The sequence below is a fragment of the Vibrio sp. A2-1 genome, from assembly GCF_021728355.1.
Lineage (GTDB): Bacteria > Pseudomonadota > Gammaproteobacteria > Enterobacterales > Vibrionaceae > Vibrio > Vibrio splendidus_K.
This window is the reverse complement of record NZ_JAKKCO010000001.1, coordinates 33,359-57,923: the sequence shown is the minus strand read 5'-3', so window position 1 is coordinate 57,923 and position 24,565 is coordinate 33,359. Positions and strand designations below refer to the sequence as shown.

Below are 24,565 nucleotides of genomic sequence, written 5' to 3'. Positions count from 1 at the left end.
TGACTTCTCCTAATAGCCCACTAAGGACGGTAGCCAGAGCGTAATTTGCGGGAAGAAAGCGATAACGAAAACGCCAATGACGGATGCAAGCACAAAGGGATGGATCTTCGCGGTAATCTGCTCGACCGTGGCTCCGCCTATCCCTGAGGCGACAAAGATATTTTCACCGAGTGGCGGCGTAGCAAATCCTATCGAGAGCGTACATACCACCACAATACCAACGTGAGTAGGATCCGCGCCGAGCATGTACATAATTGGCAGCAAGACCGGTACGATAATCATGATCGCGGCTAACGTTTCCATGAACATGCCAACGAAAAGCAGCAACACAATAGTCAGTGCCCACACCATGTACATGTTGTCAGTGAACCCTAACAGTGACTCCGCCACCACAACTGGAATTTTTTGTTCTATTAACAAGCGACCAAATACCGTTGCCGCGAATAGAATCAGCAACACACGTCCGGTGATCCATGTCGTTGTCGACAATGATTTAATCGTGCTTTTGAACGATAACTCTCGGTGAATAAACACCCCGACAAACAGTGAATAGAAGATAGCCACAACCGCCGACTCTGTTGGTGTGAACATGCCGCTGTAGATGCCTCCGAGAATCAAAAACGGAGCCAGTATCGACCAGATACCACGACGCAAAGAGTGTCTTACTTCGCCAAATGACCAGTTTTCAGTCAGCCCTTTGTAGCCTTCACGTTTAGCAATAAAGTAGTTAGTGACGACGAGTGTCGACGCCATAATGAAGCCAGGCACAACCCCAGCAACAAACAGTTTAGGGATAGATAAAGAGGCAAACTGTCCGTGTTGAGCAATGGCCTCTGGCGGTGCCATTAATCCCATTGCGGAGATGCCGAAAATAACCAATGGAATTGAGGGTGGGATAATAATACCCAGTCCACCCGATGCGGCAGTCACCGCGGAGGCGTAGCTCTTATCGTAATCTCGCTTAACCATTGCTGGTACCATCAACATACCAACCGCAGCGGTCGTGGCAGGGCCTGAACCTGATATAGCTCCAAAGAAAAGACACGCCATTACCGTTGCAGCGCCAAGGCCACCCGTCACGGGGCCGGCTAAGCTCTCTGCAATATCTACCAGACGTTTGGAGATACCCGCCGCCTCCATTAATGCGCCAGCAAGAACAAAGGCCGGCAGCGCCATTAACGGGAAGTTACCCACCGAAGTAAACGCGATCTGTACTAAAGCGATAGGATTTTTGTCGAGCAACATATAGGCCGCCATTGAAGCGCCGGCCAGTGATACGGTGATTGGTGCACCCAGAATTAACAGGGTTAAGAAGCCACCAAATAAAATTAGAGTTAAATAGGATTCCATTATTACATCTCTCTATTACGACTACTGTGATGATTTTTGTGCCGTCATTTTGCGCAGTTCTTTGACTTCAGGATCTTCGTTTTTAGCGCCTTTGAACAAACGCTCATAGTTGTTCCAGATAATTCGAATCATCATCAACGAAAACGCGATAGGCAAAATCATATAGAAGTATTTCATTGGGATGCCTGTTGTCTGAGACTTCCAAAACAGGTTCATTTTGTTGAACACGAAATCGTAGCTGAGGTAGACAAAGTAACCGTTGAACAGCAACCATAAGAAGTCAGCGATGGTTTCACAGACGGTCTGAACAATCGGAGGGAAGAACTTGAAGTGAAAACTGACTCGGTTATGCGCCGACATTTTGGCCGCCACAACGGCGCCTAGATAGGCAAACCAAACGAACATGTAAGTCGCGACTTCATCACCCCAAGGTATGGAGTAATCGAAAAGCTGACGAGTAAGGATTTGTGTGAACAGTAATAAGACAAAGCTTGCTAGCAACAGACAACAGGTATATTCCTCGATGTTGTTAAGATGCTTTTTTATAGTTTTAGCGACTGACATATAACCTCCAATGTTGATTTCCACATGACAACCAGTCGCTCGCGGTACTGAGCAGATCAGGTACTAAACAGATCAACGAGTAAAGCCATGTAAATGCCCTATCTCACTGCTCTATCGCTAGGTGATTAAGTAGCGGAGAACAGCAGATAGGGCGTATCTAATCGTTACTTTCTACCTAGTAACTCAAGAACGTCGTCTAGCTTGTCTTTACCACCAATGCTTGAATAGAACTTAGGCCAAACTGATTTCGTTACCTTGCTAATCCACTCTTTCTCATTGTCTGCTGGGTCTGTGAATACCATGCCTTTTGCTTGTAGCTCTTCACGGATCTTGTTTTCAGTATTCTCTAGATAAGCAAAGCTGTGTTCTGTTGCTTCCTGACCCGCTTCAAGAATGATCTTTTGCATCTCAGGTGTCTGTTGTTGGAAGACCGTTTCACTGACGATTAACGGCTCAAGTGAGAAGATGTAACGCAGGTTTGTTACGTACTTTTGTACTTCATTGAACTTCATCGCATGAACAGTGATGTATGGGTTATCTTGACCATCAACCACACCTTGTTGCAATCCAGTAAAGGTTTCTGACCATGCCATTGGTGTTGGGTTTACGCCCCATGCTTGGTAAGAAGCAATCATGATTTCGTTACGAGGGACACGAATCACTAACCCTTTTAGATCGGCTGGCGAAGCTACGGATTTTTTCGAGTTAGTCAAAACCCTAAAACCAGAATAAGCCCAACCTACGATGCGAACGCCTGCGTCACGGATAGTATTGTCGACAAGGTCTTGACCGACTTGGCCTTGAGTTAATAGCACCGCTTCTTCTGCACTTTGAATAACATAAGGCATGGTCAGTAGACCAACCGTTGGAGAGAAAGGCGTTACGTTGTTGATCGCCAATACAGAGAAGTCGAGAAGGCCGATTGCCGCGTCGTTGACGGTATCTTGCTCATTGCCCAATTGACCATTCGGGAACAAGTCGATTTTGACTTTACCGTCTGTTTTTTGCTCCATCAATTCAGAAAATGATGTCGCTAGTTCCCACTGCGTACCACCAGCAGCATCGCCGATAGCCATTTTAAAATTTGCTGCTGCCGCGGTATGAGATAGCATCGCTGTTGCTACAATTGTGACGCCAGCAATAATTTTATTTTTAATAAATTTCATAGTCTTAACCTTTCATATCATACAGACTTCCTGCCTGTACTTTGCTCACAAGGTGACCTGGTACAACTTTCCTGGTCGTAGTTCTATTTCCCTATTTTGGAAACAATGTTCGAGTAGTTAAAGCACTTCATCCTTTAACGAATACCACTGATAAAGGAACTGCTGCCCTACTCTTCGAAATGGTGCAAACATCTCAGATTCCACCACTTCCCTTACGTTGGGGAACGGAAGTTTTGATTCAAATATTGGCAAGTCAAGCTTATGACCTTCACCTGCAATCCACTGAGCAAGGCGCTTGCCTGCTTGAGCGGAGTACATCACACCATTGCCGCCATACCCTAGTGCGTAGAATATGGATTGCTTTGGATTCGGCTGATAGATTCTTGGCATCATGTCGTGGCTAACATCAACCCAACCCCACCATGAATAATCGATTTTGATCTGATCGAGAGAAGGGAATTTTCGGGTTAAATCCGATCTCAACATATCTTCGTATTTCTTTTCAGGTGCGTTCTTGCCACTGATGGCACTGCGTGTACCAATCTGCACTCGGTTATCCGGTAACAAACGGTAGTAATGACGCAGGATTCTGGTATCAGTAATCACCTGATTGGTTTTGAAGTTACACGCAGCAATTTCGTCTTGAGTTAACGGACGTGTCACCATCGAATTAGAAAGTACGGGTAATAGGCGATTCTTAAGCTCTGAATGCAAACCTTGGCTGGTATACCCACCGGTACAAACACCAACAGAGCGAGCTTTCACAACACCACCTGGCGTTTTCAGATAATGCACACCGTTACGTGTTTCCCAACCCATCACAGGGCTTGCTGGGTGAACTTTTACGCCGAGTGCTCTCGCCTTTCTTAGATAACCAAAAGCCAGTTTCCCTGCATGGATGCCAATACCTTCTGGCTCATGCATTGCGCCTGCCGCTTCTTGGTCACCAACGTAATCACGCTTTACGGTTTCCTCATCTAAAATCTGCGCATCGTAATCGAACGTGTCACGCAGCAACTTGGCTTCTTTTTCAAGTGTTGCCATCACTTTGGGACGATGGGCGACGTATAAGTGGCCGCCCGGCTGTGGGTCACAATCAATGTCTTTGATCAGAGACTTAAACGTGTTCATACCATCGACGCATTCGCGGTGCATTTTTAGCGCGGTTTCGAGTCCCCAACGTTCAATCCACTGAGAACGCTTCAAACGTCCTGACGCACACTGAGCCTGGCCACCATTTCGGGTACTGCAGCCCCAACTCATACGGTTAGCTTCAATCACAGTCGCTTTAATGCCGTACATTTCAGCAAGGTGTATCGCGGTGCTTAGGCCTGTGTAGCCTGAACCGATTATCGCCACATCCACATCCATATCCGATGTAATTGGGCCATCATCTTCAGGTGGCGCGCCTGCGGTATCTACCCAATAAGTCGGGGCGTATTCCTTGCCGTGACCTGGGCTCTTGTCTTTAAGTGGATCGTATTTTGGGTCGTATCTTTCTTTTGCTTGGGTACTTTCTTGTGCTTGGGTGCTTTTCACCTTTGGCGGCACATCGGCTGCCGGTTGTTCCATTACTAAACTCATAATTCGACTCTCCTAGTCATAACACGTGGACTGATTTTGGTTTCGTGTCTAGCTCTTGGGAGTATTGCTGGGAGTCAAAAGAGGTCGTGTTTTACGGAAGGCATTTTTTACGCTGATTTTTCCATCTTTCAGGGTAAACACATCAACCATACGAGCTTCGATGACGGTGCCATCAGGGTTAGTCGCAGAGAACGTTGATTCACTTACCGCGCGGTCACCACACACAAAGTGGACAGGGTCGCTCCAAGCTGCATCTGGAAAGTTCTGCCAAACCAATTCAAAGCTATTGCGAACGGCTTCGTACCCTTCAATAGTGTTTCCAAGTTCGCCTTCTCCTGCCACGGTGTGGAAGACACAGTCTTCGGTCATAAACGACATTAGCGCTTCAATATCATGGTTATTCCATGCATCACTAAAAGACTGTAAAAAGGCGGTGTCGACTTGGTTTTCCAGCACGAATGTTGCTGCATTGGTTTGCATATTCATATTCCAGAATCCTTTATGTTTTCGTTATTGGTTTAAATTTCAGTAGCTTTGCGCCACTTTTTTATTAGAGCGTTTAAACTAGATCTGTGAAATTTAACAACTTGATAACAAGCTTCGCCACTCTAACTTCGAGTTACTTTATAAACAATCTTTAAGCTCACAGATTTCATCTTTTTATAAATTAATTAGCGTTCTAATTTTATTTACACAGTCACTCACTATATTTATACGAGGTCTAAATAAAATAATTAGAAATATTAGACTTTAGTCGAAGTCAAAATCTTGATGGTACTTTCGGCCATACTGCTCAAGCTGGCGATCATGAGTATTAACTTGTAATTCGATATTACCCTCACCTTTATTAATTGCTTGATTACCATCTACATGAGCTTCATTTTTCAAATCAGCCAGTTCCTCTTCAATATATTCTGTCGGTTCATTTAAAACATTCATGGAGGTTAATTCCTTTATCAGGTTTACTTTCGCTGATGGAAGAATATGAACGGACACTAGACCGTTTGAATATTCTTTCTCATCGTACAAAGGCTGAATGGCATCATTGCCACCTTCCTTAAATGGGTGAATGGAATACCACTTATCCTTTCGTTGCTCTTGCTGATCACAATCAGCCACATTGAATATCTGAGTTCTATTCAGGTCACATGGTGAGTTAAAAACACTAACCTTATGATAATCAATAGCTTTAATAATATTGATACAGTCTTTGCTTTGGCTATGACACACAGACCACAACGCATTGACCAGGTTATCTGTCCACTCAAGTAAACGGGTTGGAAACCCCTGTTTCTTGGCTAAACACATCAATAACCAATCGTTTATCTCGTGTGCATTCAACGAATGCCCGCCATAAACTCTCACGGTCGAAAGAAGCTCTTGTTCGACACGGCGAATATTCTTTCGATTTGAGCGACCTAAGCTTGGCATCAGGTTATTATTCTCATAGTCACACACGTTATAAATCAAACCACGATGCCCATTACACTCTGTAATGAGTGAATCGATTATTTTATACAGCTCGTCGAGTGAGCTTATATAATGTTTATTTTTCACAACATGCATACTACGATTCACTTAATTTAAATTCGGTAAGATCCAAATATCAACAACCCTATCAATCGATGATAAAAATCAACCAATAATAACGATTGACCAATAGTCAACGAGTGTCGTTATTTTATTTTTTCTAAAATGATAATAAGTATATATCTTCATAAACAAGTATCAGTATTAGAACCATTCACTAAGTAGCTATGAGTTAATGGTCGATTAATAATAACGAGTAACAAAGTTTATATAGCAATAACCACTTATTTTCCTAATGAACATTTAATTAGTGTTCTAATGTTTAACTGGAAATTATTGAACTAAGCGTTTACGTTCTTCACCTAAGTCCTTTGCCAATACCCGTTGGTATTGCCCGACCACATTCTCGATAGCACTTTCTCTAACACTCTCGAGATTTCTGCGGCCGGACAAACTTCCTATGACTTATACGTAATCTTTGTATTTATCTAGGAAACGAACCGGTGTTGATAGTGCATCTCGGCGGAACGGGTCGCCCAATTCCTGAGTACACATGATTTCAATGATGGTTGTTTTACCTTCGTTCATCTGCATGTCGATGGCTTTTTGCAAGGTTGGACCTACATCTTCTAGCTTATCAACCGTGATACCTTCAGCACCCATTGCTCGTGCAATCTCTGCAAAGCTTTGGTTTTCAAGTTCACCGGCAACAAAGCGTCGGTTGTAGAAGTCGACTTGGTTCTTCTTCTCTGCACCCCATTGACGGTTGTGGAATACCACGGCTGTCACTGGAATGTTATGGCGAACACATGTCATGGTTTCCATCAGGCTCATGCCCCACGCACCGTCGCCTGCATATGAAATAGCGGGGCGATGAGGTGCCGCTGCTTTCGCACCAATGATGGTCGGGAAGGCGTAACCACAGTTACCGAAACTCATTGCAGCAAAGAAGCTACGTGGTTTTTCAAAGCGTAAGTAGCTGTTTGCCACTGAGTTGATGTTACCGATGTCCGTCGAGACCATTACGTCTTCTGGCATCGCTTTTTCTAGCTCACGCAATACTTGGCGTGGGTGTAGATATTCACCACCAGAAAACGGAGTCTCGTGTGAGTTTTCCTCAATCATATCTAAGCTGAACGAGTCACGTTCGTGTGTCCACTCATCAAGCTCTTTTTCCCACAGTGCTTTCTCTGTTGCCACTGTATCTTGACGAGCGCCTTTGTTGTCATCACACAACAGTGCACGGCCTTCCAATCTTTCAGATAGAGCAACCGCAGCGGCTTTCGCGTCGCCACAGATACCAACAGAGATCTTCTTAACTAGGCCAAGCATCTTGTTATCTGCATCAATCTGAATGATTTTCGCGTTCTTAGGCCAGTAGTCCATGCCATGTTGAGGCAAGGTACCAAATGGACCAAGACGTGTACCCAAAGCGATAACCACATCCGCTTGAGCCATCAACTTCATTGCAGCTTTAGAACCTTGGTAGCCTAAAGGACCACACCATAATGGGTGACTAGCAGGGAAAGAGTCATTGTGCAGGTAGCTGTTTACTACTGGTGCACCTAGTCTTTCTGCCAACGCTGCACACTCTTGAACTGCATCGGCCATTACCACGCCGCCACCAGAAATGATGACTGGGAATTTAGCTTCAGCTATCAAGTCTGCTGCTTCATTCAGAGATTTCTCACCACCAGGACCACGGTCTAAGCGCGCGGGTTTAGGGATCTCGGTTTGTGTTTCACCGTAGAAATAGTCACGTGGAATATTCAGTTGAGTTGGACCCATTTCACTCATCGCACGGTCGAAGCATCGGCCTGTGTATTCCGCCATACGGTCTGGGTGCGTTACGTGTCCTTGATACTTAGTAAACTCTTGGAACATTGGAAGCTGGTTACATTCTTGGAAACCACCTAAGCCCATTGTTTTAGTGCCTGTCTCTGGCGTCACAATTACGACCGGGCTATGTGCCCAGAACGCAGCTGCAATTGCTGTTACACAGTTACTAATACCAGGGCCATTTTGCCCGATGACTACACCGTGGCGACCCGATACACGAGAATAACCATCTGCCATGTGGGCAGCGCCTTGCTCGTGTACTACTGGAACCAATCGAATGCCAGCAGGAGCAAAGATATCCATTGCGTCCATAAATGCCGACCCCATGATGCCGAACATATCGGTAACATCATTAGCAACCATAGTTTCAACGAACGCTTCTGATGGTGTCATTGTTACTGTGCCGGAAACAACCGTACGTTTTTCTTGCTCGCTCATTCTTCCATTCTCCTTGAGTTAACCAAAATTTCATTTTTCGGAATGAATTGTCTCTTTTTCGAATTCATTTTCACCTTAGTAGTAGAATTTTTGCGCGTCAACTTTTTATATTAAATTGGAACAATTCATTCTAATTAATAAAACTGGATCACATTATTGGTAGTTTTTCGTACAAAAAGTGCCGTTAACTTAACTGGAGCTGTTAATAATCGATGACATATCGCGATAGCAGCGACAAGTGATGAGCTATATAGAGGGAAATATGATGAAAGAGGCGGAATTGGTACCAACGCAGCCGGTAAGCGTGAGAGAACGCTTTGGCATCGACAGTAACCTAACCGTGATGGCATTTGAACATCCGGGTGAATATGTGCCGAGAGTCGATCCTAATTACTGTTTTGACCCCGAAGTGACGCTGGCTATATTGGCAGGGTTCACCTCCAATCGTCGCACATTGATACAAGGCACGCACGGAACGGGCAAGTCTTCTCACATTGAGCAAATTGCCGCGAGATTGAATTGGCCGTGTTTGAGGATCAACCTAGACGGACACCTGAGTCGATTGGATTTCATAGGTAAAGACAGCATCGTCATTAAAGACGGAATGCAGGTAACAGAGTTTAAAGAAGGCATTCTTCCTCAGAGCATTCAACAACCCATCGCACTGGTATTGGATGAGTACGACGCTGGTCGCCCTGACGTGATGTTTGTGATTCAGCAGTTGTTAGAGCAAGACGGAAAGTACACCTCTTTAGAACAAAACCGCGTGATCACACCTCACCCTTCTTTCCGCCTGTTTGCTACCTGTAACACGCTTGGCTTGGGTAACTTTTCAGGTTTGTATTCGGGTACTCAAGTGCTTAACCACAGTCAGTTAGATAGATGGAACATCATCGCTACACTCAACTATTTAGATCCACAACATGAAACTAAGATCGTGTTATCCAAGCTTCCAGATCTAAATAATGAAAGTGGCCGACAATTGGTTGAGAAAATGATCGCGACCGCCGGATTAACGCGTAACGGGTTTCGAGCTGGTGACCTTTCGACGGTGATGTCTCCACGAACGGTACTCACTTGGGCCGAAAACATCCAAATATTCGACGATGTAGCGACCGCATTTAGATTGTCATTCTTAAATCGCTGCGAAGACGAAGAGAAAGAGCTAGTCAGTGAATACTATTTCCGCTGCTTTGGTGAAGATTTAGAAACACCTACTCAAAACTATTCGCACTCGGAGTCGTAAACCATGGCCAATGTTTCTTCTCAGCAGAAAAAAATCCTTGATCTTGGCGTGTCTGTCGCCAGAGCGATCAGTGGTGAGTTGAATCTGAATTATCGGGGGGAGCGTCTCTATAAAGGCAATCTCCCCTGTTATTACCAGTCTGCACACACTAACGATCTCACCTTTGTGTCTCGCCATGAGCTGAAAAACAGCAAACTATCGATGCAAGGTAAGATCGATTCATCAGCATTGCGACTATTGCTTTCAGACGCTGACCTCCATTATTCATTGCGCCCTCAAAACGAAATAGAACGTCTGCTTTACGACTTCTGCGAACAGGTCCGAATTGAATCTCAAGTCCCGCCTTATCTAAAAGGCGTGACCACTAGCATCCAATTCAACTTTGCGTATTGGAGCGACCAATATCATCAAAATGGCTTTACCGAATCACGAATAGGCATGTTGCTGTTTACACTGATGCAGGTCATCCACACCCGCTTAACTGGCGTCCCAGTTTCGGAGCCTATCGCTGAAACCATTGAATCGACTCGCGCCGGCATCGTGCCTACTTTTGGTCACTGCCTGAAGCGCTTAAAGCAACATCGAGCCGACCAGCAACAGTTTGCAGACTGCGCTAATAAGCTTGCCGCCCTTGCACAAGAGTTAGTCACCCAAGAACAAGAAAGTGATAACTCGCCCACTCCAACGGTCGAAGAAGACATTAAGATCCTTGCGCAGCTAGCCTTGATTGTTGATGGTGACATTCAAGATGAAGACGTCGATAGCGACATAACGGGCAGTAGTAAGGTATTCGAACTGTCAGGCGCCAATTATCAGGTCTTTAATTCAGAATTTGATCAAGTCATCACGGCAGACAAACTCGTCAGGCGCGCCCTATTACTCGAACTGAGACAAAAGCTGACTGATGACATCATGGCGAGACAAGTAAACACTCGCCGTTTAGCCGCTATGCTCACTCGCTTTGTTGCCGCGCCACAAAGGAACCGACGTCAGGATCATTTAGAAGAAGGCATTGTTAACGCCACTACCATCACCAAGCTCATCACTTCGCCATTGGATCGCACTGTCTTTTATCAACCTGACATCGGCGCATCTCATCAATGTGCGATCACGTTTTTAATGGATTGCTCAGGTTCAATGCAAAAGCACAGTCACAAGTTAATTTTGTTGATGGATACGATTCTCAAATCCGTTGGGCTGGCCAACATTCCATTTGAGATTATTGGCTTCACCACCAATAACTGGAACGGTGGCAAAGTTTATCGACAGTGGCTCAAGCAAGGTCAACCAAAACACCCAGGCCGCTTAAACGAAGTTCGACATATCGTGTTTAAGGATTTTGATACACATTGGAGACGCTCTCGCCTTGGCATTGCGAGTCTTCGTAAAGCAGATCTCTTTAAAGAAGGGATTGATGGCGAAGCGGTGCAGTTCGCTAGCCAGCGTTTAAAGCAGCACACCGCACAACGAAAGGTTTTGATCGTGTTCTCAGACGGCTGTCCGATGGATACCGCCACCAGCACCGCCAACGATCAGTTCTATTTGGATAACCATCTCAAACAAGTCATTGAACGCGAGTCGACCAAAAACGGTATTGAGATTCATGGCGTAGGGATGGGCGTCGATTTAAGCCCGTACTACCGCAGTAACATCACTTTAGATGTGCAAGAGAGCTGCCTATTTGGGCTATGTAAGAACGTATTTGAAATGCTAAAGCGTTAATGCTTTTTGTTTGTAGGTGTACTTAGCTTAGTGAGCAGTGACGTTGCGAGGAGCAGTGAAGTATTGGCTAGCAGGCCGCTAGCCTTTTATCTGAATGTTCTTAAGAGGCAGCGAGCAACGACCATGCAGAGACCGCCATCAAGTACCCACCAATCAACATCAACACAATAAACACTAACTTTCTGAGTTGATCATTAGACAGCGGCGGTGGAAAGCGCCGAGCAAACATCGTGACAAGCGCCACCAAGGGGACAGCAATAGCGGATAGCCACAGTATGCTCGGTTCCATGTCGCCTGCAACGTAGACATTGACAGTACGCGACATCGACGTACAAGCGAACACCATCAGCAGTGTGCTTCGCACCAGATCGAGTGTAAAAGGTTGTCGATAGAGATGATAAACAATCGGAGGGCCCGCCATCCCAAATAACCCGCCCGCTAAACCAGAGCTAAATCCTGATATAAGGAATGATACCGTTGCCGAACGATCCTTTCTGGTTTTAGGTTTGAACATAAAACTCAAACCTGCGAATAGCACCATCGCACCCAATAGCCCTCGCAAGATATTGGTCGCAGAGTCACTCAACTCGTCCAGCAAAAACACACCCATCGATACACCGGGAATAATACCGATGACTAACACCACCAGGATTTTGAGCTCCCCAAGCAGTGGCTTACCCATCAAAGCGACAAAGCAATTAAACAAAGTCACAATACTGACCACAGCAGCAATAACGGGTAAGGAAACCAGATTAAGACTGACCGTTAAACCAATTACAATGATCCCAAGACCAAACCCCGTGACGGTTTGGAAATAGGTACCCACCGCGATGGTGGCAAGAATAGCAAGTAAAACAGGTAACTCCATCAGCAATCCTAATTAGGTTGTTTAGGGTTTTATTTTGGGTGCAAGATTCAGTATTAGCTTCGGGCGCTAAATGTTAATACCTAAAATCAAACGTCGACCCTTCTCTTTCTTCAACATCAGCTTCAATATCAATATCAATATCAGCTTTAGAATCAGACACTTTCCCTTGCTGCGCTTGTACCGCGGTCACCGCGATCACATTAAAGATATCTTGCGCGCTACACCCTCTTGATAAGTCATTGGCAGGTTGATTCAGGCCTTGTAATAACGGTCCAATCGCAACTGCCCCACCTAACCTTTCCGCAAGCTTATAACCAATATTGCCTGCTTCTAAATTGGGGAATATCAACACGTTCGATTGACCTTTCACCTCTGAATCTGGCAACTTTTTCGCGGCAATCTCAGTCACAATCGCGGCATCGAGTTGAACATCCTGATCGACAGCTATTCCGGGGCAACGTTGTTTAACTAACTGAGCCGCGTTACGAACCTTATCGACCGATTCGTGCTTGGCACTGCCGTTGGTCGAAAACGACAGCATTGCGACTTTAGGTTCTTCCATCAGTAGCGTTTGAGCGCTGTTTGATGCGGCTACGGCAATCGATGCTAGCTCGGTTTCATTGGGGTTAATCACCAAACCACAGTCACTGAAAATCAACCCACCCTTTAGATTATGGAAAGGCTCACACAGCATCATCAAAAAGAAACTGGACACCAATTCGCTGCCTGGTGCTGGCCCGATGATTTGTAGCGCGGCCCGCACAACATCTGACGTTGTGTAAACTGCGCCATTTACTGTCCCATCCACCAGCCCTTCTCTTACCATCAAATTGGCAAAGATCAGTGGGTCTTGAACCAACTCTAACGCGTCGTCGTGAGTCATACCTTTCGCTTTTCTTAAGGTATAAAGCCGTTCTGCTAATACCTCTTTAAGTGAAGATGCCTGTGGTGAAATAATATGAATACCGGCGAGATCAATGTGATGCAATTCTGCAGCAGCGATGATCGCCGGTTCATCACCGACTAATGTGATGTAAGCAAGCTGCTTATCTATCGCCATTTGTGCAGCGGCCAACACCCGAGGATCTTCAGCTTCGCTCAAAACCACTCGCTTACGATCTAAGTGAGCTCTATCAATAATCCGTTCAATCGCCTTCATTTTAAAATTCCATTTATTGAGATTAATTGTTCCATAATTTATATTTATATTATTGAAATAATAAAAAAGGTCAAATTTTATTCAGATAATTGAAGAATAATGATTTGATATGTACACTCTTAGGCATAGACATATCGCAAGGATGGATCATTATATGCAAACAGAAACACCACAAGTTCAAGGGGATACACCGACTCTCCGACTTTTTGCACTATTAGAGGTGATAGCGCAAAAAGACGAGTTTATTTCTCTTCAGGGATTAGTCGAAGAAACTGGACTGCCAAAACCGACCCTGCACCGAATGCTTCAGCAGTTAGAAGCGGCAGGCATCATTCAAAGAGACGGCGATGAGAAGCACTACAGCTCAGGTATTCGACTCAGAAAGCTTGCCGAAAACCTATTGTTGAATAGCACCATGCACAGTGCCCGACGCACTATTCTTGAAAACCTGAGAGCAGAAGTTGGTGAAAGCTGTAACCTAACGGCGCTATCAAGTGGCGAGATCATCTATCTTGATCGCGCAGAAACTGAAGCACCCCTTCGTTTTCATCTACACCCAGGTTCTCGCGTCCCAGTGCATTGCTCAGCAAGCGGAAAACTGTTTTTGGCGCACATGTCTAAGTCACAGCGCAGACGATTAATTGAAAATGTGCCACTGACTCAATACACCGTGAACACCATTACAGACTATTCGATGTTAGAGAAAGACATCGAAGAAGCGAAAATCCAAGGCTTTGCGATTGATGACGAAGAATTTTTGCCGGGCTTAGTCTGTATCGCCGTGCTGATCCCGTCATCTACGGGTCAATCAAACCTCGGCCTAGCAATACAAGCGCCTGTAATTCGAGTCAAACCTGATGAAGCGATAAAGTACCTACCCGCTCTTCAGAAAGCCGCAAAAGCGCTAGCGAAAATAGAGTCTGATAATTGGAGTCAACAATAGGTCATTTTCTTAGACCGCTTCGAGTGGCTATCGCTTCGAAAGTAACAACTTAAGCACTAACGAACTAACGAACTAACGACCACAATCTTCGACCAATCAACGGTTGGTCGAAGTCATTTGAACACTCGCCAACCCGCATATAAGCAACACGTCTAAAGTAATCACAACAAAGGAATCACGATGCTAAACATTAAGAACCAGCACTTACTCTCTTTTATGGTGACAGAAGCGAACAACGCAGTTGCAGTCACAAATCCAGCGACAGGTGAACTCGTCGGACACGCACCTATTTCATCACAAGCAGAGTTAGCAAACACGATTGAACGTGCTCATGTTGCACAGAAAGAGTGGGCCAAGGTTCCAGCTAAATCTCGTGCTGAATCACTGCACCGTTGGCACCAACTGATCCTTGAAAACAAAGAAGATCTTGCTCGAATCATGACGATTGAGCAGGGTAAACCGTTAGCAGAAGCGACAGGCGAAGTCGTGTATGGCGCGAGCTTTATTGAGTGGTTCGCAGAAGAAGCCAAGCGTACTTATGGTGATTCTATTCCTAGCACAGTCGCAGGCAAACGCTTGGTGACCATCAAGCAGCCTATTGGAGTCGCGTGTGCAATTACGCCATGGAACTTCCCTATTGCAATGATCACTCGTAAAGCAGCTCCTGCCCTAGCTGCTGGTTGTAGCTTTGTCGTAAAACCTTCAGATGAAACACCGCTTTCTGCATTTGCTGTGGTTGAACTGGCTTACCAAGCGGGTATTCCGAAAGATCTATTACAAGTGGTGCTTGGCGACAGCCCTGAACAGATCGGTGAACTTTTCACATCACACCCACGGATCAAAAAGATCTCTTTTACTGGTTCGACTCGAGTCGGCAGTATCTTGATGGCTCAAGCTGCGAAAGGCATTAAGCGCACTTCAATGGAACTGGGCGGCAACGCACCGTTTATCGTGTTTGACGATGCGGATATCGACGCTGCCGTTCAAGGCGCAATGGCTTCAAAATTCCGTAATGCAGGGCAAACCTGTGTTTGTGCAAACCGATTCTACGTACACAGTAAAGTACACGATGAGTTTGTGGCTAAGTTCGACCAAGCAGTACAGCTGCTTAAAATTGGAAACGGTTTGGACGAAGGCGTAACGGTTGGCCCTGTTATCAATGAAGGTGCTAAGAAAAACATCCAAGGATTGATAAACCGAGCTATTGAACAAGGTGCTAAACCTGTGACGCCACTTCAACAACTTGATGGACTCTTCCTTCAGCCCGTTGTTCTTAAAGATATAAAACACAGCATGGACATCGTTCAACAAGAGATTTTTGGCCCAGTCGCACCCGTGATGCAATTCGAGACAGACGAAGAGCTTATTGAGATGGCAAATGACACCATTTATGGATTAGCGTCGTACTTCTATAGCCAGAATATCCACCGTGTATGGAAAATCGCAGAAGCGCTTGAGTACGGAATGGTGGGCATCAATGATGGATTGATCTCTACTGAAGTCGCCCCTTTCGGTGGTGTTAAGCAATCAGGTATTGGCCGTGAAGGTGCCAAAGAAGGCATCGATGAGTACATGGACATTAAATATCTGTGTTTTGGTAGTAACTAGGTTTTAGAAGTAGTTAAATTTCGCATTCACTCGTTTTAATGGTAACGAGCACTAAAATAAGAGTCGTATTTGACTCTTATTGCTCCAGAAAATAGAAAAGGCTACTTACTAACCAAGTAAGCAGCCTTTAGATAACAGATCATGTGGGTAACAAGCTTTACAACTTTTGCTTGAACGTTACTTGGTATTCACCAATGCCTTGGTAGTGGAAGGTCGTTGGTTTATAGAAGCCCACCTCCACGATACCGCAGTAAGAACCCGTGATGATTGCTTCACCCGCTTGGAAATCAACACCACGACGCGTCATGTAGTTAATCAGCCAGTAGATTGGACTTGGTGGCAGTGTATTCGGGTGCTTACCGTCAAATACTTGAACTTGCTCGCCTTGAGTTACTTCGATATTGATCTCAGCCGAAATGAACGCTTTTTCGCGATCAATCTCAGGGCCGATGAACAAGCCTTGGTTTACTAGGCCGTCAGCAAGTCTTTCATAGAACTCGGCACCGCAGTCATCAGCAAAGCGAGATTGCATTAATTCAAGAGCCATATGGCAAGAACCAATCGCTTCATTGATTTGCTCTTCACTGTAACCTTCTGGGTTTGCAGGCAGGCTCTTTGCAAGCGTAAAAGCAATTTCAGGTTCTACACGAACAACGTTGTTGTCTGCAAACAGTTCACAAACCTCACCTTGTTGAATACTGCCCGAAAAGATAGGCGCAACAATAAACTTCTCTTCAGCAAGAGGCAGTAAACACTTCCACCCACCTACTTTATCGCTCTGAAGGTCAATCATTGATGCTTGAATTTTCAACGCATCTTCCAAGTTATTCGGACGATACTGTTCGTCCAATCTCGGTGCTTTAGTTCCCGCGACGCGGCGACTCAGCAGTTCTTCAGCTGCTTGCTTAAATACATTTGTCATATAATACCACCTTTAGTTTTATGACCAGTATAATATCGGATTTCTTGAAGCTTGAATAGACAATTAAACAACGAACCAACACCGAAAATTCAACCATCAATTTTCGCATATTCTAAACGTAACTACATAAAACTATGTTGATTTCAATAAGGAAAAAGCCAGTAAATTGATTACTGGCTTTCTAAGCGTACTACTGATGACTAGGCTTTACTGCCCTTTTAACGTCTTCTTTAGATTCTGCATGAAGTTTCTGAAATGAGGCATGAAATCAACAAACAGAGGGTGCTTTCTATCTTGCATCATCATTGGGCCGAGTAATCGAATGCTCACCCCTAGTCGCGTTGCTGATTGCTCGTCTAAGCCGCTGTCTTGTTTGATCTTCTCAACAATCGCGAACATGTTTTCTCTGTCTTCAATTTCAAACTGCATGGTTTGCAGTTCACGATCTTCTTTGATGTTCACTTCTTCGATAGTGATACGGTAGTAATTGTGTTTGCCTGTGAATGCTGTCATGTGGATCTCCTACAATGCTTAAAAAGTATTTTGGCTAGCTCTTCATGAATCGTTCGAGCTTAGGTTTAACCGTCATCGACATCACGACCATGATCGTAAGGCCAATAGGAAGCGCAGCAATAAATCCATTAAACCATCCACTGGTAAACGCCGATGGATCCGAAAATCCAATATTATTTGCCGCTGTTACAAATGCCATGATGGACTCCATGATGAAAGCCATAATCAATCCCACGATTAAGTTGCGAGCTTTCTCGCCGTAATTGGGCAACGCCTTAGCAATGACTTTAGTCACCAAAGTCATCATCACCATGCCGATTGGCATCATAATCACGACAGCAAGCGCTAACGATGATAGCCAATTGCTGATGAATGCCTCACCAAACCCGACATTCATGTAAGTCATAACCGCTGTTAAACTGCCGCCAATCGTCAGCATTAAACTCATCAGTACCAAAGCTTTGTGTAATACAGGCGTGGCTTTTTGCTCAGGAAGAGTTGGCGTTAATGTTGCTTGAATCGTCATATCTATATTCCTGTCTTGAATTTACGAACAATTAAGTTGATAATGTCAACTATAAATAAAGTGGTTGACATTGTCAACTATATTCCTAAGGATCGTTTATGTCTGATAACACATCGCTAGAATCCATCTTTCGTTTGGTACACTCTTTGAAACGTCAAATGAGTGAACAGATTGAGAGTTTGGACTCTGACATCGCGCCAATGAATATTCGTGTAATGAAGATCATTACCAAGAAGTCTCCATGTACTTCTATTGATATTGCACACTTCCTAAACCGCGATAAGGCGCAAGTCACTAGGCTCGTTAACGCGTTGATCAGCCAGGAACTTGTGAAGAAATCGCCTAATCCCGAAGACAAGCGCAGCCAGTTATTGGTTCTGACCGATAAGGGTCAAGAGATCATGAATAAGGTCGCGAATATTGATCGTGAAATGCTGAAGAGAATGACCAAAGGCATGGCCGACGATGAGTTAGAACAGTTTCGAAAAATCGCGAGCAAGATGGCTCACAATCTAGAAAACTGATCTAGAGAATGAGTGATTAGAAATAGATCGGCTCTTTGAAACAAAGCCGATCTTTAGAAAGATGAAAAAAACGCCACCGAATCGTACGATCGGTGGCGTTTTTTGTATGAGCTGATTTGATATAGATTAGCGGTATGGCTACTTCTAACTTAGATGGCAGTCTTAATTAGATGCCAATTCTAATTAGGTAACAGCTCTAATTCGATGCTAGTTTCCACCACGCTTGAACAGGTACTGGCTCTGCGATCACTAGGCGTTCACCCATCACAGGGCTCACCATTTGCACGTCTCGCTCTTTGCTTATCGTCAGTGCTTGCTCCATTGGGTCTTGCCAATCGTGCATAGAAAGGTCAAACGTGCTGTTGTGGATTGGCATCATCACCTTACCCTGAAGGTCAATGTGCGCTTGAACGCTTTGCTCTGGGAACATATGAATATCCGCCCAAAGTGAGTTATACGCGCCCGTTTCAACCATGGTTAAATCAAACGGTCCGAAACGCTCACCAATCTCTTTAAAGCCGTTGAAGTAACCAGAGTCACCGCTAAAGAAGACTTTCTTATCTGAAGCGTTAATGACCCAGCCCCCCCACAGTGTTTGGTCACGATCAAGTAAGCCACGCCCAGAAAAATGTTGTGTCGGCGTCAAAGTGAACTCGATATCAGCAACGGTTGCCGACTCCCACCAGTTCAACTCAATGATCTTTGCTTTATCCACGCCCCACTTTTCTAGTAGAGCACCGACTCTGAGTGGCACCAAAAATGTCCCTACTTTGTCTGCTAATACCTTTACGGCACCTTTGTCTAAATGGTCGTAGTGATCGTGGCTGATCACTACCACATCAATATCAGGCAGTTCTTGTAATGAGATTGGTGTTGGATGGAAGCGCTTTGGCCCCATCCATTGCACTGGCGATGCGCGATCACTGAACACAGGATCAGTCATCACTAGCTTGCCATCCAGCTTCATCATCACGCTAGAGTGACCCAAGCGGTAAGCAACATCGTCTTGTTCTTCGATCAGTTGCTCGGCTGTCATCGGTTTCAGAGGCAATGCAGAACGCGGTACCGGCTCATTCCTTTCCACAGTCACGTAAGCTTTCAAGATTGAAAAAATATCAGACATACCCGATTTGTATTCCAACTCACTGTTAACAAACTTCTTCGGAAGCTTATCTAGATTGTCGTCTGATTGTGAACCTGTGCTTACGATAGCGACCACGGCAAGTACTCCTAAAATCGGTAATAGATATTTTTTCATTGGTATCTCTTTAATCATTGGGTCTATCCCAACGCAAAAACTACACTGATTAGTTTACATAGCAAAACGAAAAAGTAAACCGGTTAGTGTAACTTATATTTTGGCTATATGTGGGCCTGCCGAGATCGGCTAGAAAAGAATAGTGAATCTATTTAGTTAGAAATATTAATCCGCAGACCATACATTCTTGAAATCTGGCCAACCCCAGTTCGTGATGGCTACATTCTTCAGAATACCTTGGAAACGCACGGTTTGTAGGTGATGGAACATAGGCACTAACCAATAATCCGAGATCAGCGTCGATGCAACGGGCTCCAACTCTGCCAAGTAATTCGGCAGTTCAACCGATGCCTTATGATGATCTAAGCGCTGCTTCAGCCAATCGCTGTTCATCTCTCCTAGTGCAGAGTGCAAAACAGGATCATTCATCAACCACGAGAACAGTGAAGAAGGTGCATTGTCATCGAGATTGAGGTTACACAACACCAAGTCTTCTTTAAGGTCACCACTCTGAGATAGCTGAGCCAGTTCTCGAAAACTGTAGGTATTTACCTCAACTTCGACACCATATCGTTTCAATATGTCAGATACACAAATAGCACATCTATATAGGGCGTAGTAATTGTAAACGGCTATGGTCATCTTTTTAGGTAATTGAACTTCTTTCGACGGCGTTCGATACAACTTTTGCCAGCTTGGCAATATATTCTGAGCCAAAGACACGCTGAACAACCCTTGATTTTGTTCCAATTGAGACAAAATAGCTTGCGGACTGGCGAGCCCGGAGAGGTATTTACGCTGCTCATCGCTCAACGAGTTTGCCGTTGAGTTCTGATTGAACAGGATAAACAAACAGCCATCTTCGATCCGGCTACGAAGGCCATCAGTCTCTGCAGACACCAGCTCCGCATCGCTTTTTCCGAGTTGATGAAAACAAGACGAGTCTTCATAAGGTGACACTTGCATTTGGCTGTCATCAAAACGAGCACTGCCCGACATTGATTCTTCAAATTGCCAAATGGTGACCTCATCCGTTAAAGAACGACAGCCATAATAATGTTCAAATGCCGCGAGTTTGATACGTTCATTATTGGTCTCAACCACTTTGAAGGGCCCTGTTCCAATAACAGCATGAGATACCGAATTTAATGGCGATGGCTCACGGGTCACTTGGGCAGCAGGTTGAATTGAATACTTAACGCCAGCAAGCAAGCCAGCAAAACCAGTATCGGCCTTGGTCAGTTGGAAGCTGATCCTTAACGGCTGCTCACTGTAAACCGAAGCAACATGAGCTAGCTCTGTCTGATAGAAAGGTAGCGGTTGTAAAGCGGTAAACAACGATACTAGCTGTTTGGCGTCGACGGGTTGACCATCGTGAAAAGTGAGACCGGGGCGCAAATAGAAAGTCCAAACCAACTTCTCAGAATCATATTCCCAATGATGTGCAAGTTCAGGCTTCAACTTCCCCTTGCCATTACAAGTGACTAGGCAACTGAACACTTGCCTGATCAAAAACCGTTCACTACTGCGGTGAATATGATGCGGGAACAAGTCCTCAAACTTACGTTTGTAAGTTAATTGAACGTGCAGTAACCCTTCTCGAATCGTCGCACCGGAAGTTTCTTGGAGAAGAGCGCCAAATACAGCCCGGTCATCTTCCAAAATAGAAAGTGCTTTTTCGTATTTGCCCTGCTCTATCAATTTACTGGCAACATGTTGAGTCATTTCTTGATTACTAAAACGTAATGTCAGGTTAGAACGTTGATTCCGTCCCACTTTAGGCTCCCACACTACCCACTCAGCCTGATGCATCTTGCCTAACAAGGTTCGTGCATGGCGCAAACTAGTAAACAGCTTGTCTGCAACCTCAGTCAAGGTAACCGAGTGTGAGATGTTAGGCTCGAACGAATCCAGCCTTGTGTAGTAACGCATCATGTTTAGATCAGACAAATAATGAACCTTTTAGAAATAACCTTTCCTCATAAAGCCAATTATAAAACACATTTGTCTTAAAGTGACGATAAAAGACAAAAATAGGAACGCTTTAATAAAAACCCATCTGTTTATTACTTCCTATTAAACAACCATAATTAATAGGTCAGCAAGGAACTCAAAGTTCCTACCAAAGCCTAATACAAGAGAAGTAATCATCATGAGAAAATACTATCTTAATAAGCTAAAAAGCACCTGTAGCAAGCTCGAAAGAGAAGCACTACGAACACTTATAGAGCTATGTAACTGGCGTTATTAGTACACTTTTTGGCACCGAGTTAACGCGAGTTGAGTGCAACCTAATAGGCTCCTACCCCCAATATGAGTTAGGTCTCAACTCGCTTTTCCATTTCAAATCCCCTCTCAACCTTGTTGTACCAATAGCTCACACACTTGATAAATTTCCGTTATCGACTCGACAAATTTAATTCGTTTTCTTAGTTAAACGAAAAGCCTTAAGGTTCGCCCCGAAGCAAGCAAAGAGCCTCAGAAAAACTGAAAGCTCAGCTAACAACTCATTTATTTGCAGTTACCAATCAGGTATTAACTAAGGAAACGCCATGCGTATCGCAATTCTTTCTCGCAACGAAAATCTATACTCTACTTCTCGCTTAAAAGCAGCAGGTGAAGCTCGTGGTCACCATGTCGATGTTATCGACACGCTGCACTGTGATATAGATATCGCGAGTAACAATCCGAAGATTCGCTACATGGGTGAAGAGCTACCTCAATACGATGCTGTAATCCCACGTATTGGCGCTTCCATTACCTTTTACGGCACTGCGGTTGTTCGCCAATTCGAAATGATGGGCACTTTTTGTATCAATGAGTCAGTAGCAATCAGTCGTTCTCGCGACAAACTGCGCTCACTGCAATTGTTGTCTCGTAAAGGTATTGGCTTGCCAAAAACAGGTTTCGCTAGCCGCCCAGACAAAATTCAAGACTTGATCAAAAACGTAGGTGGCGCGCCACTGGTCATTAAGCTTCTTGAAGGTACTCAAGGTATCGGCGTTGTTCTAGCAGAAACAAACAAAGCAGCTGAAAGCGTTATCGAAGCATTCATGGGCTTAAAAGCGAACATCTTGGTTCAAGAGTTCATTGAAGAAGCAAACGGCGCCGACATTCGCTGTTTTGTTGTTGGCAATAAAGTGATTGCCGCAATGAAACGCCAAGCTGGTGAGGGTGAATTTCGCTCTAACTTGCACCGTGGAGGCACAGCTCAACTGGTTAAACTAACCAAAGAAGAGCGCGCTACAGCAATCAATGCTGCGAAAATCATGGGTTTAAACCTATGTGGCGTTGATATTCTACAATCTAAGAATGGCCCAGTTGTAATGGAAGTTAACTCTTCTCCTGGCTTAGAAGGTATTGAGAAAGCGACAGGCAAAGATGTAGCAAACATGATTTTCGAATGTATCGAAAAAAATGCAAAACCAAACGCTAACCGTACTCGTGGAAAAGGCTAATTAACAGCCATTTACTCATGATTGGAAATGACATGAACAATAAAATGATCATAGGGAATACTGAAGCACTTTGCTTACCAGAGTTAGGGATAACTGGACTACATACACGTGTTGATACGGGGGCTAAAACGTCTTCTCTACACGTAGACAACCTTTTATGTTTTAAAGAAGATGGCGAGCGTTTCGTAGAATTCGATTTGCACCCAGATGTTTATCACCTAGAAGAGACGATTCGTTGCACGGCTAAATTGAAAGCGAGCAAGAATATCAAGTCTTCCAACGGTGAAGTAGAAACTCGCTGTGTGATTGAAACATTATTGCGTATTGGCGGTAAGCAATGGCTTATCGACCTCACACTCAGTAACCGTCAAGATATGACTTATATGATGTTGCTTGGTCGTCAGGGTATGAGTGACAAAGTGATTGTTGATCCAGCGGGTGAGTTTCTACTTACTCACTAACTTAGCCGCTCCACGGCTTTAGTGGTTCAACAACGCAAACATAAAGGCCAGTCTTAAAGACTGGCCTTTATCATTTGTGCCGACTGTTTTTATCTTTAAAACCAGACCGCCAAACCGATTTAATCAAGCCCTTAAGTTTGATTTTGGTCACACGCCAATGAGTAACAGGTCTTGTTGGAGCACTCATCAGTAAGTGTTCAAAGGCTTTTTCATTGAAATCCACTTGCCCACCATGTGCCACCAGCAAGGTATCGACCTGTAGGTCATAAATACGAGATACTGATTTTCGATATTTATTAGGATGAAAAATGGGGAAAGGTGGAATCAACTTCTTTTTGACGTCCACCATCAGGTCAGCCACATACGCGACACTATGCGATGGGCAATAGACGGAAAGGTCTCTGTCGGTATGGCCTGGCGTTTCCAGAACTAACCAGTCATCAAACCCCGGAATGCTGTCACCATCCGACAGCTTGTAGTCCGGCTTCAACTTTCTTGAATACCACAGGTTTGCTTTAGGTTTTCCCAATCGATTTGCCATCCATCGAGCCAACGCTAGGTCCGCAAGGTGCATCAATACCCCATCAACACCGTGATACCAATCCTTATCTCGATTCGCTGCGACCAAATTACAATGAGTCAATTGTCTGAGCTTGTGCGCTGCCCCTGCGTGGTCAGGGCGCATGTGCGTCACAACCACTGTGTGTAGGTCGCTAAATTCACGGCCAAGATCATCTTCAATGAAAACTTTAAGATGGGGAATATCCGCTCGGCACGCACCATCAAGTAACAACAACCTGTCAGGGTACTCTACGAGATACATGTCTTGGATATAGCCTTTGATGGTATGAAGTTGCAAATCCACTCCTTGTGACAGAACAACTGG

General features: G+C 44.6%; 22 protein-coding genes. 7 read left to right on the top strand and 15 right to left on the bottom strand.

Annotated features, from left to right (window positions below):
• Positions 1-9: 9 nt before the first annotated feature.
• From L3V33_RS00265 to xsc, 7 genes are all read right to left on the bottom strand, one after another.
• Positions 10-1,350, bottom strand: a complete 1,341-nt coding sequence (locus L3V33_RS00265) for a TRAP transporter large permease (protein ID WP_004731904.1) — start codon at positions 1,348-1,350, stop codon at positions 10-12.
• Positions 1,351-1,371: 21 nt separating this feature from the next.
• The gene (locus L3V33_RS00260) at positions 1,372-1,914 is read right to left on the bottom strand and encodes a TRAP transporter small permease (RefSeq protein ID WP_004731905.1); all 543 of its coding nucleotides are present in this window, start codon (positions 1,912-1,914) and stop codon (positions 1,372-1,374) included.
• A gap of 164 nt (positions 1,915-2,078) precedes the next feature.
• Entirely contained in the window at positions 2,079-3,080 is a 1,002-nt protein-coding gene (locus L3V33_RS00255) for a TRAP transporter substrate-binding protein (protein ID WP_065681635.1), read from the bottom strand.
• 117 nt (positions 3,081-3,197) lie between these two features.
• Entirely contained in the window at positions 3,198-4,664 is a 1,467-nt protein-coding gene (locus L3V33_RS00250) for an FAD-binding oxidoreductase (protein ID WP_237288688.1), read from the bottom strand.
• Positions 4,665-4,712: 48 nt separating this feature from the next.
• A complete protein-coding gene (locus L3V33_RS00245) occupies positions 4,713-5,150 on the bottom strand; it encodes a nuclear transport factor 2 family protein (RefSeq protein ID WP_102313822.1) in 438 nt (145 codons plus the stop codon).
• Between the two features lie 264 nt (positions 5,151-5,414).
• Positions 5,415-6,230: an FRG domain-containing protein gene (locus L3V33_RS00240; protein WP_237288687.1), complete on the bottom strand. Its 816-nt coding sequence runs from the start codon at positions 6,228-6,230 to the stop codon at positions 5,415-5,417.
• Positions 6,231-6,659: 429 nt separating this feature from the next.
• The gene (gene xsc, locus L3V33_RS00235; RefSeq protein ID WP_004731917.1) at positions 6,660-8,471 is read right to left on the bottom strand and encodes a sulfoacetaldehyde acetyltransferase; all 1,812 of its coding nucleotides are present in this window, start codon (positions 8,469-8,471) and stop codon (positions 6,660-6,662) included.
• Positions 8,472-8,733: 262 nt separating this feature from the next.
• Here xsc and L3V33_RS00230 point away from each other — a divergent pair, with 262 nt between their 5' ends.
• Both L3V33_RS00230 and L3V33_RS00225 read left to right on the top strand, forming a co-directional pair.
• Complete coding sequence (locus L3V33_RS00230; protein WP_237288686.1) at positions 8,734-9,717, top strand: AAA family ATPase; 984 nt, start codon at positions 8,734-8,736, stop codon at positions 9,715-9,717.
• A 3-nt stretch (positions 9,718-9,720) separates the two neighbouring features.
• Positions 9,721-11,439 (top strand): cobalamin biosynthesis protein CobT, encoded by a 1,719-nt coding sequence (locus tag L3V33_RS00225; protein WP_237288685.1) that lies wholly within the window; start codon positions 9,721-9,723, stop codon positions 11,437-11,439.
• Positions 11,440-11,539: 100 nt separating this feature from the next.
• Here the strand turns inward: L3V33_RS00225 and L3V33_RS00220 are convergent, their stop codons facing one another.
• Together L3V33_RS00220 and pta are read right to left on the bottom strand one after the other, a co-directional pair.
• The gene (locus L3V33_RS00220; RefSeq protein ID WP_237288684.1) at positions 11,540-12,307 is read right to left on the bottom strand and encodes a TSUP family transporter; all 768 of its coding nucleotides are present in this window, start codon (positions 12,305-12,307) and stop codon (positions 11,540-11,542) included.
• 73 nt (positions 12,308-12,380) lie between these two features.
• Positions 12,381-13,466 (bottom strand): phosphate acetyltransferase, encoded by a 1,086-nt coding sequence (gene pta, locus L3V33_RS00215; protein WP_237288683.1) that lies wholly within the window; start codon positions 13,464-13,466, stop codon positions 12,381-12,383.
• A gap of 154 nt (positions 13,467-13,620) precedes the next feature.
• On the opposite strand from pta, the gene L3V33_RS00210 reads away from it, so the two are divergent.
• Together L3V33_RS00210 and L3V33_RS00205 are read left to right on the top strand one after the other, a co-directional pair.
• On the top strand, positions 13,621-14,409 hold the full coding sequence (locus L3V33_RS00210; protein ID WP_135383648.1) for an IclR family transcriptional regulator: 789 nt from the start codon (positions 13,621-13,623) through the stop codon (positions 14,407-14,409).
• Positions 14,410-14,589: 180 nt separating this feature from the next.
• Entirely contained in the window at positions 14,590-16,017 is a 1,428-nt protein-coding gene (locus L3V33_RS00205) for an NAD-dependent succinate-semialdehyde dehydrogenase (RefSeq protein ID WP_237288682.1), read from the top strand.
• Between the two features lie 157 nt (positions 16,018-16,174).
• Here L3V33_RS00205 and L3V33_RS00200 read toward each other — a convergent pair whose 3' ends face one another.
• The 3 genes from L3V33_RS00200 to L3V33_RS00190 form a co-directional block, all read right to left on the bottom strand.
• Entirely contained in the window at positions 16,175-16,939 is a 765-nt protein-coding gene (locus L3V33_RS00200) for a hydratase (protein ID WP_237288681.1), read from the bottom strand.
• 207 nt (positions 16,940-17,146) lie between these two features.
• Positions 17,147-17,452 (bottom strand): DUF3861 domain-containing protein, encoded by a 306-nt coding sequence (locus tag L3V33_RS00195; protein WP_237288680.1) that lies wholly within the window; start codon positions 17,450-17,452, stop codon positions 17,147-17,149.
• 34 nt (positions 17,453-17,486) lie between these two features.
• Positions 17,487-17,978 (bottom strand): DUF2798 domain-containing protein, encoded by a 492-nt coding sequence (locus L3V33_RS00190; protein ID WP_237288679.1) that lies wholly within the window; start codon positions 17,976-17,978, stop codon positions 17,487-17,489.
• Positions 17,979-18,076: 98 nt separating this feature from the next.
• Here L3V33_RS00190 and L3V33_RS00185 point away from each other — a divergent pair, with 98 nt between their 5' ends.
• The gene (locus tag L3V33_RS00185) at positions 18,077-18,502 is read left to right on the top strand and encodes a MarR family transcriptional regulator (protein WP_016769096.1); all 426 of its coding nucleotides are present in this window, start codon (positions 18,077-18,079) and stop codon (positions 18,500-18,502) included.
• A gap of 196 nt (positions 18,503-18,698) precedes the next feature.
• Here L3V33_RS00185 and L3V33_RS00180 read toward each other — a convergent pair whose 3' ends face one another.
• Together L3V33_RS00180 and L3V33_RS00175 are read right to left on the bottom strand one after the other, a co-directional pair.
• On the bottom strand, positions 18,699-19,760 hold the full coding sequence (locus L3V33_RS00180; RefSeq protein ID WP_237288678.1) for an MBL fold metallo-hydrolase: 1,062 nt from the start codon (positions 19,758-19,760) through the stop codon (positions 18,699-18,701).
• Between the two features lie 165 nt (positions 19,761-19,925).
• Positions 19,926-21,710, bottom strand: coding sequence for an SgrR family transcriptional regulator (locus L3V33_RS00175; RefSeq protein WP_135458351.1), 1,785 nt, complete (start codon positions 21,708-21,710; stop codon positions 19,926-19,928).
• A 602-nt stretch (positions 21,711-22,312) separates the two neighbouring features.
• Here L3V33_RS00175 and rimK point away from each other — a divergent pair.
• Positions 22,313-23,218, top strand: coding sequence for a 30S ribosomal protein S6--L-glutamate ligase (gene rimK / locus L3V33_RS00170; protein WP_017076564.1), 906 nt, complete (start codon positions 22,313-22,315; stop codon positions 23,216-23,218).
• Between the two features lie 32 nt (positions 23,219-23,250).
• Entirely contained in the window at positions 23,251-23,679 is a 429-nt protein-coding gene (locus L3V33_RS00165) for a RimK/LysX family protein (RefSeq protein WP_017076563.1), read from the top strand.
• A 70-nt stretch (positions 23,680-23,749) separates the two neighbouring features.
• Here L3V33_RS00165 and L3V33_RS00160 read toward each other — a convergent pair whose 3' ends face one another.
• Complete coding sequence (locus tag L3V33_RS00160; RefSeq protein WP_237288677.1) at positions 23,750-24,538, bottom strand: MBL fold metallo-hydrolase; 789 nt, start codon at positions 24,536-24,538, stop codon at positions 23,750-23,752.
• Positions 24,539-24,565: the final 27 nt, after the last annotated feature.